The organism is Pseudarthrobacter sp. TE9888, assembly GCF_056279345.1.
Genome location: NZ_JBWBRD010000002.1, coordinates 3,457,080 through 3,471,854, shown reverse-complemented (window position 1 = coordinate 3,471,854; position 14,775 = coordinate 3,457,080). Strand labels below are relative to the sequence as shown.

13 protein-coding genes are annotated in these 14,775 nt (G+C 69.2%); 2 read left to right on the top strand and 11 right to left on the bottom strand.

Going from position 1 to position 14,775, the window contains the following annotated elements:
• Window positions 1–84: 84 nt before the first annotated feature.
• From hrpB to ACZ9J7_RS16515, 9 genes are all read right to left on the bottom strand, one after another.
• Window positions 85–2,691: an ATP-dependent helicase HrpB gene (gene hrpB, locus ACZ9J7_RS16555; protein ID WP_476210926.1), complete on the bottom strand. Its 2,607-nt coding sequence runs from the start codon at window positions 2,689–2,691 to the stop codon at window positions 85–87.
• Window positions 2,692–2,733: 42 nt separating this feature from the next.
• Window positions 2,734–3,318 (bottom strand): hypothetical protein, encoded by a 585-nt coding sequence (locus tag ACZ9J7_RS16550; protein ID WP_476210924.1) that lies wholly within the window; start codon window positions 3,316–3,318, stop codon window positions 2,734–2,736.
• Window positions 3,308–3,604, bottom strand: coding sequence for a hypothetical protein (locus tag ACZ9J7_RS16545; protein ID WP_476210923.1), 297 nt, complete (start codon window positions 3,602–3,604; stop codon window positions 3,308–3,310). The genes ACZ9J7_RS16550 and ACZ9J7_RS16545 overlap by 11 nt, the downstream gene beginning before the upstream one ends.
• 103 nt (window positions 3,605–3,707) lie before the next feature.
• The gene (locus tag ACZ9J7_RS16540) at window positions 3,708–4,223 is read right to left on the bottom strand and encodes a flavin reductase family protein (RefSeq protein ID WP_476210922.1); all 516 of its coding nucleotides are present in this window, start codon (window positions 4,221–4,223) and stop codon (window positions 3,708–3,710) included.
• A 146-nt stretch (window positions 4,224–4,369) separates the two neighbouring features.
• On the bottom strand, window positions 4,370–5,308 hold the full coding sequence (locus ACZ9J7_RS16535; RefSeq protein WP_476210920.1) for a 5'-3' exonuclease: 939 nt from the start codon (window positions 5,306–5,308) through the stop codon (window positions 4,370–4,372).
• A gap of 60 nt (window positions 5,309–5,368) precedes the next feature.
• Window positions 5,369–7,225: a GTP cyclohydrolase II RibA gene (gene ribA, locus ACZ9J7_RS16530; RefSeq protein ID WP_476210919.1), complete on the bottom strand. Its 1,857-nt coding sequence runs from the start codon at window positions 7,223–7,225 to the stop codon at window positions 5,369–5,371.
• 111 nt (window positions 7,226–7,336) lie between these two features.
• Entirely contained in the window at window positions 7,337–7,909 is a 573-nt protein-coding gene (locus ACZ9J7_RS16525) for a dihydrofolate reductase family protein (RefSeq protein ID WP_476211880.1), read from the bottom strand.
• 17 nt (window positions 7,910–7,926) lie between these two features.
• Window positions 7,927–9,927, bottom strand: a complete 2,001-nt coding sequence (locus tag ACZ9J7_RS16520; RefSeq protein ID WP_476210917.1) for a vWA domain-containing protein — start codon at window positions 9,925–9,927, stop codon at window positions 7,927–7,929.
• A 14-nt stretch (window positions 9,928–9,941) separates the two neighbouring features.
• Window positions 9,942–11,330: a sigma 54-interacting transcriptional regulator gene (locus tag ACZ9J7_RS16515; RefSeq protein WP_476210916.1), complete on the bottom strand. Its 1,389-nt coding sequence runs from the start codon at window positions 11,328–11,330 to the stop codon at window positions 9,942–9,944.
• A gap of 189 nt (window positions 11,331–11,519) precedes the next feature.
• On the opposite strand from ACZ9J7_RS16515, the gene ACZ9J7_RS16510 reads away from it, so the two are divergent.
• Both ACZ9J7_RS16510 and ACZ9J7_RS16505 read left to right on the top strand, forming a co-directional pair.
• Window positions 11,520–12,149 carry an MSMEG_4193 family putative phosphomutase gene (locus tag ACZ9J7_RS16510; RefSeq protein ID WP_476210915.1) on the top strand — a complete coding sequence of 210 codons (630 nt, stop codon included), beginning with the start codon at window positions 11,520–11,522 and terminating at the stop codon, window positions 12,147–12,149.
• Between the two features lie 28 nt (window positions 12,150–12,177).
• Window positions 12,178–12,879, top strand: coding sequence for an SCO1664 family protein (locus tag ACZ9J7_RS16505; RefSeq protein WP_476210913.1), 702 nt, complete (start codon window positions 12,178–12,180; stop codon window positions 12,877–12,879).
• Window positions 12,880–12,893: 14 nt separating this feature from the next.
• Here the strand turns inward: ACZ9J7_RS16505 and ACZ9J7_RS16500 are convergent, their stop codons facing one another.
• Together ACZ9J7_RS16500 and ACZ9J7_RS16495 are read right to left on the bottom strand one after the other, a co-directional pair.
• Window positions 12,894–13,634, bottom strand: coding sequence for an SGNH/GDSL hydrolase family protein (locus tag ACZ9J7_RS16500; protein WP_476210912.1), 741 nt, complete (start codon window positions 13,632–13,634; stop codon window positions 12,894–12,896).
• Between the two features lie 189 nt (window positions 13,635–13,823).
• Window positions 13,824–14,651 carry a DUF1206 domain-containing protein gene (locus ACZ9J7_RS16495; RefSeq protein ID WP_476210910.1) on the bottom strand — a complete coding sequence of 276 codons (828 nt, stop codon included), beginning with the start codon at window positions 14,649–14,651 and terminating at the stop codon, window positions 13,824–13,826.
• Window positions 14,652–14,775: the final 124 nt, after the last annotated feature.

Below are 14,775 nucleotides of genomic sequence, written 5' to 3'. Positions count from 1 at the left end.
ATCCGCCGATTAGTTCAGCAGTCTCCTAGGGCATCCAGGCGCGGTCCTGGATCCCCGAGCAGCCATGGCGGCGGCCGGGGGCGGTTACTTGCGCTGCTTGGTGCGCGCAGTGGCTGGGGCCGACCACGGGTCCTCCGGCCACGGGTGCTTGGGGTAGCGGCCCCGCATTTCCGCACGCACCTGGCCGTAGGGGCCGGACCAGAATGAGGTCAGGTCATCCGTTACCGCGAGGGGCCGGCGGGCCGGGGAGAGCAAGTGGAACAGGACGGGGACACGGCCGTCCACCAGCCGCGGGGATTCGGCCAGGCCAAAACACTCCTGCAGTTTCACCGCGACGACAGGTGCCGCGCCGGCATCGCCCGGTTCCGGGTAATCGATCCGGACGCGGGATCCACTGGGGACGTCAAGGTTTTCGGGGGCGAGCACGTCCAGCCTGGCGGCTTCCGGCCAGGGCATCAGGCGGCGCAAGGGGTGGGCCAGGTCAATTGAGCCCAGCGGCTTACCGGCGGCAAGGTCTTCCAGTTCCGGCCCCAGCCATTCGTCCAGCCTCTCCAGCAGGGCCTCGTCCGACACATCCGGCCAGGGCTCTCCCGCCTGCCTGTGCAGGAAGGCAAGCCTGCGCCGCAGGGTGGCCGCCGCCGGCGACCAGTCCAGGGCTGTAAGCCCGTTGGACTGAAGCGCAGCCGCCACGGCCATCCTTCCCTGTTCGGCGGTAGGGCGCACCGGCGTCGTGGAGAGGACGATGGAGCCCAGCCGCCTGGTCCTGCGCGCGCTCAGCCGTCCCGCCACGAATTCGGCTTCCACCGTGTCGGCCAGCAGGTGCGAGGCCGCCGTTTCGGCCGTGGCGGCTGTCAGGGGTCCGGCAGCACGGATCACGGCGCCCGTGCCCGCCGCATCCCGGCCCGCGGCACGGGCAACTTCAGCTACCGCGAGCCATTCGTGGCCTGACAAGGTGCTCCCGGCGGGCAGGCCGGCCCGGGTGCCGGACGTCAACAGGTATTGCCCCGCGCCCCCGCTGCCCGACACGCGGCGGGCCACACGGTCCGGAAAAGCAAGGGCAACGACGGCGCCCACAGCTTCGGGGCCGTCGGCAGTGGCCGCAACGGCCGGGGCACCCGCGTCCCGCCGCCGCGCCATGGCAGCAAGCCGCCGGGATTCCTCCGCCCAGCGCCGTCCCAAGGGGCCTTTGTCCGCGCGAAGCTGGGCCAGCAGCCGGGGCAGGTCGCCACCCGGCGCACGGTAATCGCCGGTGAGCGCGGCGACCACTTCGCCGGCGAGCCGGCGTCCGGCGGAGGTGCCGCCGTCGTGCAAAGCCCGGGCCAGCCGTGGATCGGCGGGGATGGCGGCCAGGGCCCGGCCGGCGGCCGTCGCCTGCCCGTCTCCGGTCACGGCGCCGAGCTCCCGGAGTACCTCGACGGCGTCGTCCATGGCCAGGCGGGGCGGGGCGTCCGGCAGCGCCAGGCCCTTCCCGCCGGGCGCTCCCCAGCATGCCAGGGTGAGGGCGGCACCGGTCAGGTCCGCCACATTGATTTCCGGGGTGACGTGTGCGGGGGCCGCCCCGTAGGCCTGCTGCGAGTAGCAACGAACCACCCGCCCCGGGCCCTGCCGTGCGGCCCGGCCTGCCCTCTGGTCTGCTGACGCCCGGGAGCACGAGACCGTGACCAGCCCGCTCATGCCGCGGCCTGAGTCCCGCCGGGGCTCCCGGGCCAGTCCGGAGTCCACCACAAGCCGGACGCCGGGAACCGTCAGGGATGATTCAGCGAGATCGGTGGAGACAATGACCCGAGGGGGATCCCCGGGACGCCGGCCCGAGACGGCCCGGTCCTGTTCCGCGGCTGCCACCTGGCCGTGCAGTTCCAGCACGTCCATGCCGCTGCCCAGCCGGCCGCGGAGGGACGCCGCCACGCGGAAGACCTCCCTGGCGCCCGGCAGGAACACGAGCGCGTCCACGGCGCTGTCGGCGGCGAGGGCAGCGGCGTGGGCGTCCGCCGCGGCCGCGGCCACATGGTCAAGGAAGGCAGGCGCCACTCCCCTGGCGTCCAGCCGGGCGCCCGGTGCCGGGAGCCACTGGATCGCCAGCGGATAATTGACCGCCGGGCAGCCGACGACCGGCGCGGGGCCGCCGCCGTCGGGATCCCCGAGCAGCGCTGCGAACCGGGCTGCATCCAGTGTTGCGGACATCGCAACCAGCGTGAGGTCGCCGCGCAGGGCGCGGACCTCCGCCAGCATGCCGGCCAGCAGGTCGGTTTCAAGGCCCCGCTCGTGCACTTCGTCCAGGACGACGGCGGCTGTCCCGTCAAGGCCCGGATCCGCCAGCAGGCGGCGCAGCAGGATGCCCGGGGTGACGAATTCAACCAGGGTGGCGGGGCCGGCCTGGCGTTCCCCGCGGACCGTGTAGCCAACGCGGCCACCCAGGCCTGTCCCGTCAAGGGCGGCGAGGCGGCGGGCCGCGGACCGGGCGGCGACGCGCCGGGGCTGCGTGACGATGACGCGGCCGTCACGGGCATGCAAATTTGCGAGCAGCGGCGGGACTAGCGTGGTTTTGCCTGTACCGGGAGGCGCCTGGACAACAACAACGCCCCTCTCCGCGGCCCGCTGAAGTTCCGGCAGGGAGGCTTCGAAAGCGAGCCCGGCACCGATGGCGGCGAGTTCGAAAGCACCGGCGGCGGGGCTGCCGTCAGGAGGAATCATCCGTCCATTCTGCCTTGCCGCGGGCCTGATTTTCCGATCGGGTCAGGGCTTGGCCTGGCCCTTGGCCTTGCCCTTGGCTTCCTTGGCGGTGTCCGAACGCTGTGAACCGGGCGCGTCCTTGGCTGGTGCAGGTGCAGGTGCCGGTGCAACGGCTGGAACCACCGGTTCCGCGGCGGCGGGCCCGTCCTGGGCGGTGTCAGCCAGCGCCGGCGCGGCTGAGGTGTCCTCCGCCACGGCGGGAGGTGCCGTGGACGCCGCCGCAACCTGCGTGGCGATGTCAGCCCGGACGGCCGAAAGGGCATCCTCGATACCTCGGTAGCGTGCAGCCGAAATCCGGCCTGCCGAGGCGGCCTCGCCCAGGTCCTTCTCGAGTGCCTGCAGGGCGGCAAGCGCGCCGTCCATCCTGTTCTCCGATGCTGCCTGGCTGATGCTCAGCACGCGGATCTGGAATCCGCGCAGCACGCTGCTGTCCGTATCGCCCGACTGGACTCCTGCCGCTCCTGCGACGAGGCCGCACGCGACCACGGCGCAACAGAGGACCAACAGGGCGCGGACCCGGCGGCGGCGGGGTGCGGGAGTGGGCGCTCCGGCCGCCGCGGGCCCGGCCGGCTTCAGCTCAGGCGGCATGCCTGCCCCGCAGCGGGACGGAAGGTGCGGAACGTACGGGCAGGACCGTGACAGGGGCCGCGTCAACAGACGGCACGGTCGTACCGCGCGCCGGTGGGGTGGGCCGTGCCATGAGGACACGGGCGGCCATCCGGATGGCGGTGGCGATCAGCAGGCCAAGTCCTACTCCGAGCAGTACGTGGCCGGTGAGGTAGTGCCGGGCCGCCCCCGGGCCGCCCAGCGCCGCCACCGCCGCCCCGCCTACGGTCAGCATCAGTGACAGGGCCGTACCGAAAATTGCGCCCATGGCTACTGCTCCCATCCCCTTTTATCAGCAAGCTTACTAAGTATTGCTCAGTAAGCTTACTACCACGTGGTCGCGGCGCAAGGGCGCGGTTGTTGAGTCGGCCTCAGCCTGCGGCTTCGAGCAGGTGGCCGGACGGCTCGAGCCCTGCATAAGCGCCCCTGAAAAAGAGCAGTGGTTCGGCGTCCTGGCGGGCTTGGAGGTGCCGCACGGCTGCCACCACGATGGTGTGGTCGCCGCCGTCATGCTCTGCGTGCAAGTCGCAGTCGATCCAGGCGAGAGCATTGTCCAGCACCGGATTACCCAGCGGAGAGGATGCGTGTCCCACTCCGGCAAATTTGTCCGCCCCGGAGCGGGCGAACTGTCCGGCAAGGTGCCGGTGCTCCGCGGGGAGGATGTTGACGGCGAACGAACCGGCCTTCCGCAGCGCAGGCCAGGTGGTTGACGAGCGGGACGGACTGAACGTTACGAGCGCAGGGTCCAGGGACAGTGAGGCAAAGGACTGGCAGGTGAAGCCGGCCGGCCCGTCAGGGGTGGAACCGGTAACAACAGTGAGACCGCTGGCGAATGTTCCGAAGATATCCCGAAGCCGGCGGGGAGCAAGATCTGATGTGCCTGTCATGGAGGGCCCTCTCGTCTGGATCGTTACCCCACCAAACCATCACCAAACCGGGCCGCCCAAGCCCTCCGAAACACACCGACCCGCACCGCAATGAAAGGTCACGCCCGGACATCCGGAGTCATCGCCAATCCCTCCAGGGGCGGGGTCTACGCCCGCTGGTCCAGCGCGGCGAGGAGCCGGCGGACGGAACCGCCCAGGTTCCAGTCGATGGCCAGTTGCTCGAGTTCGGAGCGCCGGTCACCGGTCACCGGCTGCAGCAGCGCGCCCGCTTGTTCAAGGGTGGGCAGTTTGAGGTCCCGTACCAGGCGGACGACGGCGGGGGCTGCTTCGAGGTAGGCCGCGGCAGCGGAAAGTTTGGCCCGGACGGGACCGGACACCCCGCCGTCGTCCGCCTCCGCCGCCTCCAGCAGCCGTTCCAGGGTGCCGTACTTGAGCAGCAGCGAAGCGGCCGTCTTCTCACCGATCCCGGCCACGCCGGGCAGGCCGTCTGAGGCATCGCCGCGCAGCGTGGCATAGTCGGCGTACTGCTGCGGCAGGACTTTGTACTTGGCCACCACGGTCTCTTCCACGATGACCTCGAGGTTCTTCATGCCGCGGGCCGTGTAGATCACCCGCACCCCGCGGCCGTCGTCGCACACCTGGAAGAGATCACGGTCGCCCGTGACGACGTCCACCGGCAGGCTGGCGTGGCTGGCGTAGGTGCCCACGACGTCGTCGGCCTCGTGCCCGGCCGCGCCCACGATGGCGATGCCCGCCAGCTCCAGCACCCGGCGGATCATGGGCAGCTGCGCTTCCAGGCCCTCAGGCACCACTTCGACGTCCGTGCCGTCGGGTACAACCCGGGCCACCCGGTGCGCCTTGTAGGTGGGGACCAGGTCCACCCGCCATTGCGGCCGCCAGTCGTTGTCCCAACAGGCCACAAGATGGGAGGCCTGGTAGTCCGTGCTGAGGCGAGCGATCATGTCCAGCAACCCGCGAACGGCGTTGACCGGCGTCCCGTCGGGGCGGCGGATGGTGTCCGGGAGTCCGTAGAAGGCGCGGAAGTACAGGGAGGCAGTGTCGAGCAGCATGAGGCGCTGGGGCATACCTCGATCCTCACACGGAATTGCTCCGCAGCGCAGGAGCCTTGACTCCGGCCGTGGCGCCTAGAAGGACTGTGTGCTGAATCCCAGACCCAGCAGGCCCCGTCCCGACTGCTCCAGGATGGCGTCAATGCCCAGGGTGGGGTGGTTCAGGAGCACGCCCATGTCCCGCTGAATGCGCTGGAGCGGGTGTGAGAGCCGGTGCATGCTGCCGCCTGAGCCGCCCACCGCCAGCCGGACCGCTTCCTGGGAGGACTCGGCGCTGAGGGCCAGCGAGAGCCGGAACGAGGCGTGCTGCTCCTCAGCCAGGGCGGGAGCGGCCTGCCCTTCCGGGGGCAGCATGGACAGGGCCGCCTGCCACTGCAGTTGTGCCGCAGCCAAGGCCCCGGTCGCCCTGGCGTAGCGCGCCTGGGCGAGGGTTGAATCCGCCTGCCGCATTTCGATGCCGTTCTTTTGCCTTGGCGCCAGCAGCTGCTCCCGGAAAATTTCCACGGCGTACTCGGCCGAGCCCAGGGCCGCAGCGGGCGCCACCAGGTTCAGCAGCGTGGCCATGGGTGCGTGGATGAGCGGGTCCTGATGGATCAGGCTGCCGGGGTTCGCCGGGCTGCTGAGCAGTGCCCATTCCGCCACGCGGTGCTCCGGAACAAAGAGTCCGTCGGCGATGAGGTCGTTGCTGCCGGTTCCCCGCAGCCCGTCGGTGTGCCAGGCGTCCAGCAGTTCAAGATCGGCCACTGGAACCAGCGCCTGCAGCCGTGCACCATCGAGCTGAACGGCCAGCAGGGCCCACCGCGAGTGCATGACACCCGAAGCAAAACTCCAGTGGCCCGAGACGGCGTAGCCGCCCGGAACCTTCCGCGCCAGGCCCATGGGGGCACTTGTCGCGGCGGCCAGGGGTACCTGGCCGCCCGCAAAGACCTCCTCCTGCACCTCGCGGGGCCAGCGGGCCAGCATCCAGGCGTGTTCGGCGAGGTGGCCGGCAGTCCAGGCGGTGGAGGCGCATCCCCTGGCAAGGACCCTGACAACTTCAGCATAGGTTCGTGCGCCCAGCCCATACCCGCCCACGGCGGCGGGCGCCAGGATGCGGAAGACGCCGGCCTCCTGCAGCTCCTGCACCGTCAAGGCCGGCAGCCGGCGAAGCCGCTCAGTGTCTTCCGCGCGGGCACGCAGGCCCGGAACCAGCGCGGCGGCCCGGGCCGGCATGTCCGGCACGCCCGCCGCGGGCCCGGCGGCGGGCGGCAAGGGACGGTCGACGGCGGCCCGGCCGAGTTCCAGCGTATGGCCGGTGCGGTCGCGCTTGGCGGCAAGGTAGCGGGAGTTGGCATCGGACAGGTGGACGCCGGTGGGAACCTGCTGCTGGATGCCAATTCCCAGCGCCGCCAGCTGTTTGGCCTTGTCCGGGTTGTTGCTGAGCAGCCGCACCGTAGTGGCGCCAAGGGCGTTGAGCATCTGGGCTGCCGCCGTGTAGTCGCGCTCGTCCTCACCATGTCCCAGGGCGAGGTTCGCGTCATAGGTATCAAGGCCCTGGTCCTGCAGCGCGTAGGCATCGAGCTTGGAGTACAGGCCGACGCCCCGGCCTTCCTGCCGGAGGTAGAGCAGGAAACCCCCGGTGGAGGCAATCCTTTCGACGGCTTCCCGGAGTTGTGGCCCGCAGTCGCAGCGCTCGCTGCCAAAGACGTCCCCCGTCATGCACTCGCTGTGCAGCCGGACCAGCGGCGCAGTCCCGCCATCGAGCAGCGCCTGTTCCCACCCTCCCAGGGCCAGCAGGAGGTGTTCCCTACCATCGGCCAGTCCGTGGAACGTCATGACGTCGGCGGAGGCGCCGTAGCCGTCGGGGAAGCGCAGGGGAACGCTGACTTTCGTGCGGACGCTGGCCACGGGCAGTCCCGCCGGCAGGGGTACGGAATGGGCAACTGCGGTCATGGGGGCCTCGATGTTCGAAAGAAGATAGTTGAAGGTTAAAGTAACCGTACCTTTCCCTTAGTTCAACCTTCAAGCTTTTGACGTTTCTTTTCGAAGTCCCGCGGCAGGGGGTCATGCAATAAGGCGCGGAATGTACTCGAGCATCTGGAGCCGTCCGTCGAAGGTCCTGCTGTCCACCATCTCCAGCGCGACGTCCGGATAGCCGTCGAAAATCCGCTCACTCCCGGTGCGGCCGGTGATCAGTGGAAACACCACCAGCCGGAACCGGTCCACCAGGTCCGCAGCCACCAGGGAGCGGCAGAGGCTGAGGCTGCCGAGGGTGATCAACAGCCCAGCGTCTCCCTGTTTCAGCTGCCTGACGGCCTCGACGGCGTCCCCGGCCACGAGCTGGGAGTTCGGCCAGCGGAGGGGTGCCTTCAAGGTGGCGGAAAAGACCACCTTGGGAACGGCGGCGAGGCCGGTCAAGGATTCACTTTCGTCCGCCGAATATTCCGTTCCCGCGGCCGCGGCATCCTCCGACAACCCTGACATGAGGCGGTAGGTATTGGCCCCCATCAAGTAAGTACGCCCGTGACCGGCCTCCTGTTCCAGCCACGCGAGGTACTCCGGACCTTCCAGGCCCCACCAGCCCGGCCACCCCGCACCCGAGGCACACCCATCAAGGGTGATGATCAGGTCCACCATCAGCTGGCCCACGGCAATCAGAACCAGTCGCCGTCGGCGTAGGCGCTGCGGACGTGGGCACGCAGGTACTCCCCCACCACTGCCGCACCAAGGTCGCCCACCTCCGGGGCGACAACACGGCCCTCCACGCGCCGCGCCATACGCTGGATGAACCGCTCCAGGCCGGGATCGCTGCCCAGGCGGAAGAAGGTGGCCTGGACGCCGGCGCGGCCAAGGCGGTCCAGCTCGGCAACCGTTGCGCGGATGGTCTCTGCGTCCGGCGGCCAGTTGAACCAGGAGTCCCCGTCAGGCAGGAGGTGTGCCGTGGGCTCGCCGTCCGTGACCACCAGCAGGACCGGCTGCATGGACGGGTGCCGGCGGAAGAAACGCCCGGCCAGCAGCAGGCCGTGGTGCAGGTTGGTTCCCTGTTCGCGGAAGGCCGGCAGGGCCGTCAGTTCCCCAATGTCCATGGACTGGGCATAGCGGCCGAACGTGATGAGCTCGAGGCGGTCACCGCGGAAGCGGGTGGAGACGAGGTGGTACAGTGCCAGCGCGGTCCGCTTCATGGGAACCCACCGCCCTTCTGCAGCCATGGAGAAGGAGACGTCCACGAGCAGGGCAACTGCGGCCTGGGTCCTGGCCTCCGTCTCCGAGACTTCAATATCGCCCACCGCGAGGCGCAGGCCGCGCGCCGGGTCGCCGCCGTCGGCCATGGTGCGCCGGATGGCGTTGGTCATGGTGCGGGTGACGTCCCACGGTTCGGCGTCCCCGAACTCCCACTGCCGGCTGGAGCCCGTCTGCTCTCCGGCGGCACCGGCCATCCGGGTGTCACGGCTTCCCTGCCTGCCGGAAAGTTGCTTGGCGGCGTCGCGCAGCAACGATTTTCCGAGCCGCCGCATGGCTTGCGGGGACAGCCGGAGGTCACCGTCAGCGCCACGGCGAAGGTAGCCGCCCTCCTGCATTGCCCGTTCGATCTCCGCCAGGGTACGGGCGCTCACGGCGGCGCTTTCCCCCAGCTGCCGGGCCAGGGCGTCGAGGTCCAGGTCATCGAGCCGTGAACCGTTGTAGGACTGGGACAGTTGCTCCGACAGTTCGTCGAGTTCGGCGATGTCCTGCAGCACCCCGGTACCGTCGCCCAGTCCCAGGCCCTCCTGCCCCTCGAACCGTTCCGATCCGGACCAGTCCTCGCCCGGACGCAGGGCCTGGAGGCTGGCATCGAGTTCGCTGAGCTGGGCCGTCAGCTCGGGCGACCCAAAAGCCTGGGCGGAGAGCCGCATCAGCTCATCGCGCTGTTCCGGGGACATGGACTGCAGGAGGCGCTGGGCGGCGGCGGCCCGCTGGGCCAGGGCGTCCACGAGCTCCTCCACGGACTGGGGGTTCTCCGGAAAGTACTGGCCGTGCTTGGCCATGAATTCCTGGAAGTCCGCCTCCGTGTCCTCGCCGCGCCGGTGCTTGCCCAACAGCCCGTTGAGGTCCCGGAGCATGTCGTTCACGGCCTCCCGGTCCGCATCGGTGGCGCTCTCCAGCGCCTGCTTCATGCCCGCGAAGCGCTGTTCGAGGACTTCGCGGCCCAGCAGGTCCTTGATCCGGTCGTAGGCTTCCCGGGCTGCGCTTGACTGCCAGTCGTAGCACGCCAGGTCATTGACTGCCGCTGCCGTGGAGGACGGCAGGTTTTCCAGCTGCATCTCGCGGAAGGCGCGGTCCGTGTTATCCATCATGGCATCCCGGGCCAGTTGCTTGCGTTCCTCCAGCACGGCGGTGTCCAGGAGTTTCTTCACCTCGTCCAGGGTGCCGTCCAGCCGGTGCCGGCCCAGCAGATCGCGCCGCCGCTGCTGCACCCGCCGGGCAAGATCGTCCAGGCCATCGCGGTTGCGGCCGCCGCGCCGCAGGAATTCCTGCAGGGCGTGCCGCGGCGAGTAGCCTGCCATCACGTCCTCGGCGACGGCGTCCAACGCCTCGGCGAGGTCCACCGGCGGGGCGAGCGGGTCCGGACCGCCCGCATACCGGCCGTACCGGGCAGACCTCTTGTGGATGGCCATGGTGCCTCCTGTGCCTAGCCGTAGATGGTTTCCTCGTCGTCGGACTCCTTGGAGATCCGACGGCCGAGGTACAGCCCTTCCAGGGCGAGTTCGACGGCGGCGGCCCGCTGTCCGTCGTTGGCCGCACCCAGGCGATGGCCAATTTCGTCATAAAGGCCGGAGCCGTTCAGCGACGGGAGGTTGCCCAGGAACTCCCGTGCGGTGACCTGTTCGCCCGTGGTGACGGTGCGGTGTCCGTCCAGGGCAGCTACGAGCGGGCCCATGTCCAGGCCCTGGAAGTGGGCCCGGACAGCTTCAGCGGTGGCGGTCCGGAGGAGGTGGTCCAGGATCCCCTGTTCCCGCCCTTCCTCGCCGGATTCGAACTCGAGCTTGCCCGTCAGCACCTCCACGGCGGGCTCAAGGTCGATGATCCGGGCCACTGCCTGGTCCTCCCCCCGCAGGCTGGCCCGGCGCAGGGCCGCTGCGGCCACCGTTTCTGCCCCGGCAATGGCGAACCGTGCGGACACCCCCGAGGTCTGGTTGATGGCAGGGGACTGCCGCAGCGCCCGGGTGTAGCGGGCCAGGATTTCGAGGATGAACGGCGGGACGTCGGCCACCAGCCGCCCTTCCTGCCGGATGACGGCTACTTCGTCTTCCAGCTCAATCGGGTAATGGGTGCGGATCTCGGCGCCGAAGCGGTCCTTCAGCGGCGTGATGATCCGGCCACGGTTGGTGTAGTCCTCGGGGTTGGCAGACGCCACCACCAGCACGTCCAGCGGAAGCCGCAGGACGTAGCCGCGGATCTGGATGTCGCGTTCCTCCATGACGTTGAGCATGGCCACCTGGATGCGTTCAGCGAGATCGGGGAGCTCGTTGATGGCAATAATGCCGCGGTTGGAGCGTGGGATCAGCCCATAGTGGATGGTTTCGGGATCCCCCAGGCGGCGGCCCTCGGCCACCCGCATCGGGTCAACGTCGCCAATGAGGTCAGCCACCGACGTATCCGGTGTGGCGAGTTTCTCCACGTAACGCTCCGAACGGTGCCGCCACGCCACCCGCAACCGGTCGCCCTCCGTCAACGCCCGCGAGCGTGACTGTTCGGTGATGGGTTCAAAGGGGTGCTCGTTCAGCTCCGAATCCTCGATGACCGGCGACCACTCGTCCAGCAGCCCCGCCAGGGTGCGGAGGATGCGAGTCTTTCCCTGGCCGCGCTCCCCCAGGAGGACGACGTCGTGGCCGGCGAGCAGTGCCCGCTCGAGCTGCGGAACCACGGTCCGGCCGAAGCCGTACAAGCCCGGCCACGGGTCACGCCCCGCAGCCAGGGCGGCGAGGAGGTTGTCCCGGATTTCGTGCCTCAGGTCCTTGTGGACGTACCCAGCCGCACGCAGTTCACCAGCGGTGTAAATTTCGGGGCGATCAGTCACCCCTCTACGGTAATCCCCGGCCTGCCGCTAATCGAGGGATTCCGCCAGATTCCTGGCCGGCCGCGGTTACCGCTTACCGCTCCCCACGCCTCGCAAGCTCGGCACGGGGTCCCCTCGCGGCTACCGCTTGCCGCTCCCCACGCCTCGCAAGCTCGGCACGGGGTCCCCTCGCGGCTACGCTTAGACCCAATGACACAGAGCACATTGATCCTTTTGGTCCGCCATGGCGAGACGCCCACCACCGGCACCGTCCTGCCGGGCCGGGCTCCGGGCCTGCACCTTTCCGAACGCGGCCGGGCGCAGGCGGACGCCGCCGCCGAACGGCTCGCCGGCCTGCCCGTGGACGCCGTCTACTCGTCTCCCCTGGAACGGGCACGGGAAACTGCCGAACCCACGGCCGCCCGCACCGGACGGCCGGTCACGGACGAAGCCGGGCTCCTTGAATGCGACTTCGGTGATTGGACCGGCGCCGCGCTCGCCGGACTGGCGGCCCTCCCGGAGTGGCAGACCGTCCAGCACAATCCGTCGGCGTTCCGGTTTCCCAACGGCGAAGGCTTTTCCGGGATGCAGGCACGGATGGTGGCTACGCTGGACGACCTTCGGGCCGCCCACCGTGGTGGCGTCGTGGTCTGTTTCTCCCATGCCGACCCCATCAAAGCGGCCGTGGCCCACGCGCTGGGCACCCACCTGGACCTGTTCCAACGGATCATGATCAGCCCGGCGTCGGTCTCGGTGATCTCCTACACTGACGGGCAGGCTCCGGCCGTGCTGATGGTGAACTCGACGTCGGAACCCCTGAGCGGCCTGAGGTCGCCGTGAGCGGGCCGGGATGCGTATGGGGCATGCGGTGTCCGCGCGGGAGCTGACCCTCCTCACCGAGGGCCGGGTGGAGCTGCTGGGCCGCATCATGAGCGGCAGCAATGCCACGTTCCTCGCGGAGCTTTCCTGCGACGGCGATTCGGCATGGGCCGTCTACAAGCCGGAGGCGGGAGAACGGCCGCTGGCGGACTTCGACGCCGGCCTGTACCGCCGGGAGTGCGCCGCGTTCCTGCTGAGCGAGGCATTGGGCTGGGGTATGGTGCCGCCGACGGTCGTGCGCACGGACGCCCCGCTTGGGGTGGGGTCGCTCCAGTGGTTTGTTGAAGGGGACCAACAGGAACACTATTTCACCCTGTACGCCGACGCCCCGGAGACGCACAGCGAGCTGGCCCGGATGGCCGTGTTCGACTATGTGGCGAACAATACGGACCGGAAAAGCGGCCATGTGCTGCGCGGCAAGGACGGCCGGATCTGGGGCATCGACCACGGCCTGTGCTTCTCCGCCGCCTTCAAGCTGCGCACCGTGATCTGGGACTTCGCCGGCGACCCCATCCCGGACAACCTGCTGGAGGACATCCGTCCCCTGGCCGGCGCGGTTCCGGCCGGAGTGGCCGGGCTGCTCCACCCCGCCGAGGTGGCCGCCCTCCAGCGGAGGGTGCAGCGCCTGCTGCAGGACATGGTGCTTCCGGTCGACCACACGGGGATGCGCTACCCCTGGCCGCTGGTCTAGGCTCCCGCGGGATCCTAGGCGGCGGGCTTGTGCAGGTCCGGGCGGCCTTCCAGTGCAGCCTCTGCCGCCGGCGCAGCCTGCTCGAGGTACGCACCGATATGCTCCAGCAGGTAATGCTGGCCCAGCACGGTGGGGTGGTCGCCGTCGGGGCCGATCAGGTCGTCAAAATCGTCGCTGATCCAGCCTTCCGAGATTGGGTCAACGAATTCTGCGCCGGCCTTGGAAGTGGCGGTCCTGAGCTGGTCGCTGATATCGACCAGTCCGGGGTCGGGATTCGATGTGTACGACGGCGGCCCCACCACGATGATCCTGGCCTCCGGGGCAAGGGCCTCGGCCCTGTCCATCGCCGCCAGCGCAGCGTCGCCTACGTCCGAGGAGGCATAGCCAAGGTCATTCTCCGAGCCGAAGAAGACCACAATTCCGGTGTCCGGGGTGACGAAGTCGTCAACCTGGGTCCCGAAGGTTCCGTTGTAGTCGCCCAAGCTGACGTAGCCGCTGCCGTCCTCGGCCGCGTTGACTACTTCCAGCCCCGCCACGCCCGGATCCGTCCGCATGAGCGCCGGCCACGCCTCCTGCGGGGACGTTCCATGGCCGGTGCTCAGTGAATCCCCCACCACCACAACGCGGACCAGGGGCGCGGTGGCCGGTGGCCGGGTCTGGGCGGCGCTTCCCGACGTCACGGCCAGGAGGATGGCGGCCACCCCGGCGGTCACCAGCCGGGCGGGGTGCCCGTGCAGCAGCACGCTGTCCTGCATCGCACCTCCTCCTGCCTGGATTTACCGGGTGGCCGGGCAGGTGCCCGGCGGCCGTTCGTCTTGTTGTCTGTCCCATCGTAGGCAATTGTGGGATTACTGTAGGGCCAAAGGTGACCGGATCAACAGGATGCACAGCGACTGCACAGGAACGTTTAGGGCATTAGGTACCCCTGGCCGAGGTCCGGGGACCTAGAACTTCCCGTACCTTGCACGCCCCATGGAGTACACGCCGTAGCAGATCAGCCCTGCGGCGATGGCAGCAAGCAGGAACACGCCGTACGGCTGCGACCCGAGGGTCTTCAGCCCGCCGTCGAGGCCGGAGGATTTGGAGGGGTCCGCCGTTGCGGCGGCCACAATAATCAGGACTCCGACGACGGCGAGCACCACGCCCTTGGCGGCGTAGCCGATGGTGCCGATCCACTCCACGGCAGTCCGCGCGTTGCCCGGGTCCTGCAGGTCCTTCATGAACTTCCGGGTGACACCCCGGTACACATAGAAAACGCCCGCTCCGATGATGGCCAGCCCGACCACCACCAGGAGGACCACTCCGGCCGGCGCTCCCATCAACTTTGCGGTGAAATCGCTGGCCGCCTGGCTGGAATTCTTGCTGCCACCGGAGGCGAAGACTGCGAAGGTGAAAGCAAGGAACCCGAAGACCACTGCCTTCCCCGCTGCGCTGGCTGCGGCCTTCAGCTTCTTCTTGGAGTCGGACTCCGTGCGTGCCCCAAAGACCGCCTCGCTGACCATCCACAGGGCCAGGGCGGCACACGCCACGGCACCGGCCCACAGCAGGATCCCCCCCCCGCCGGGCTTGGAGGCCAGGGCACCGATCGCCCCGGACTGGTCCGCTTCTCCCCCCTGGCCCCGGGTCAGCTGCAATGCGATGGCCCCGATCAGGATGTGGACCAAACCGATAAATACGAATCCGGCGCGTGCCAGAATGCGCACTGCCGGGCTGCGGCCCGCAGACGCGGCCTCGGATACTGCCCTGTTAGCTCCCTGCGCCGCGTTGCCCATGGCCGGCCCTTCCACCTATGTAGTTGATCTTCTGTTTTCTGTCCGCTTCCCCTGCCTGCGCCGCGGAATGCTTCAGTGTAAATCCGTCTGCGCCGTCCGGACAGATCCCGGAAGGTTCGGGCCA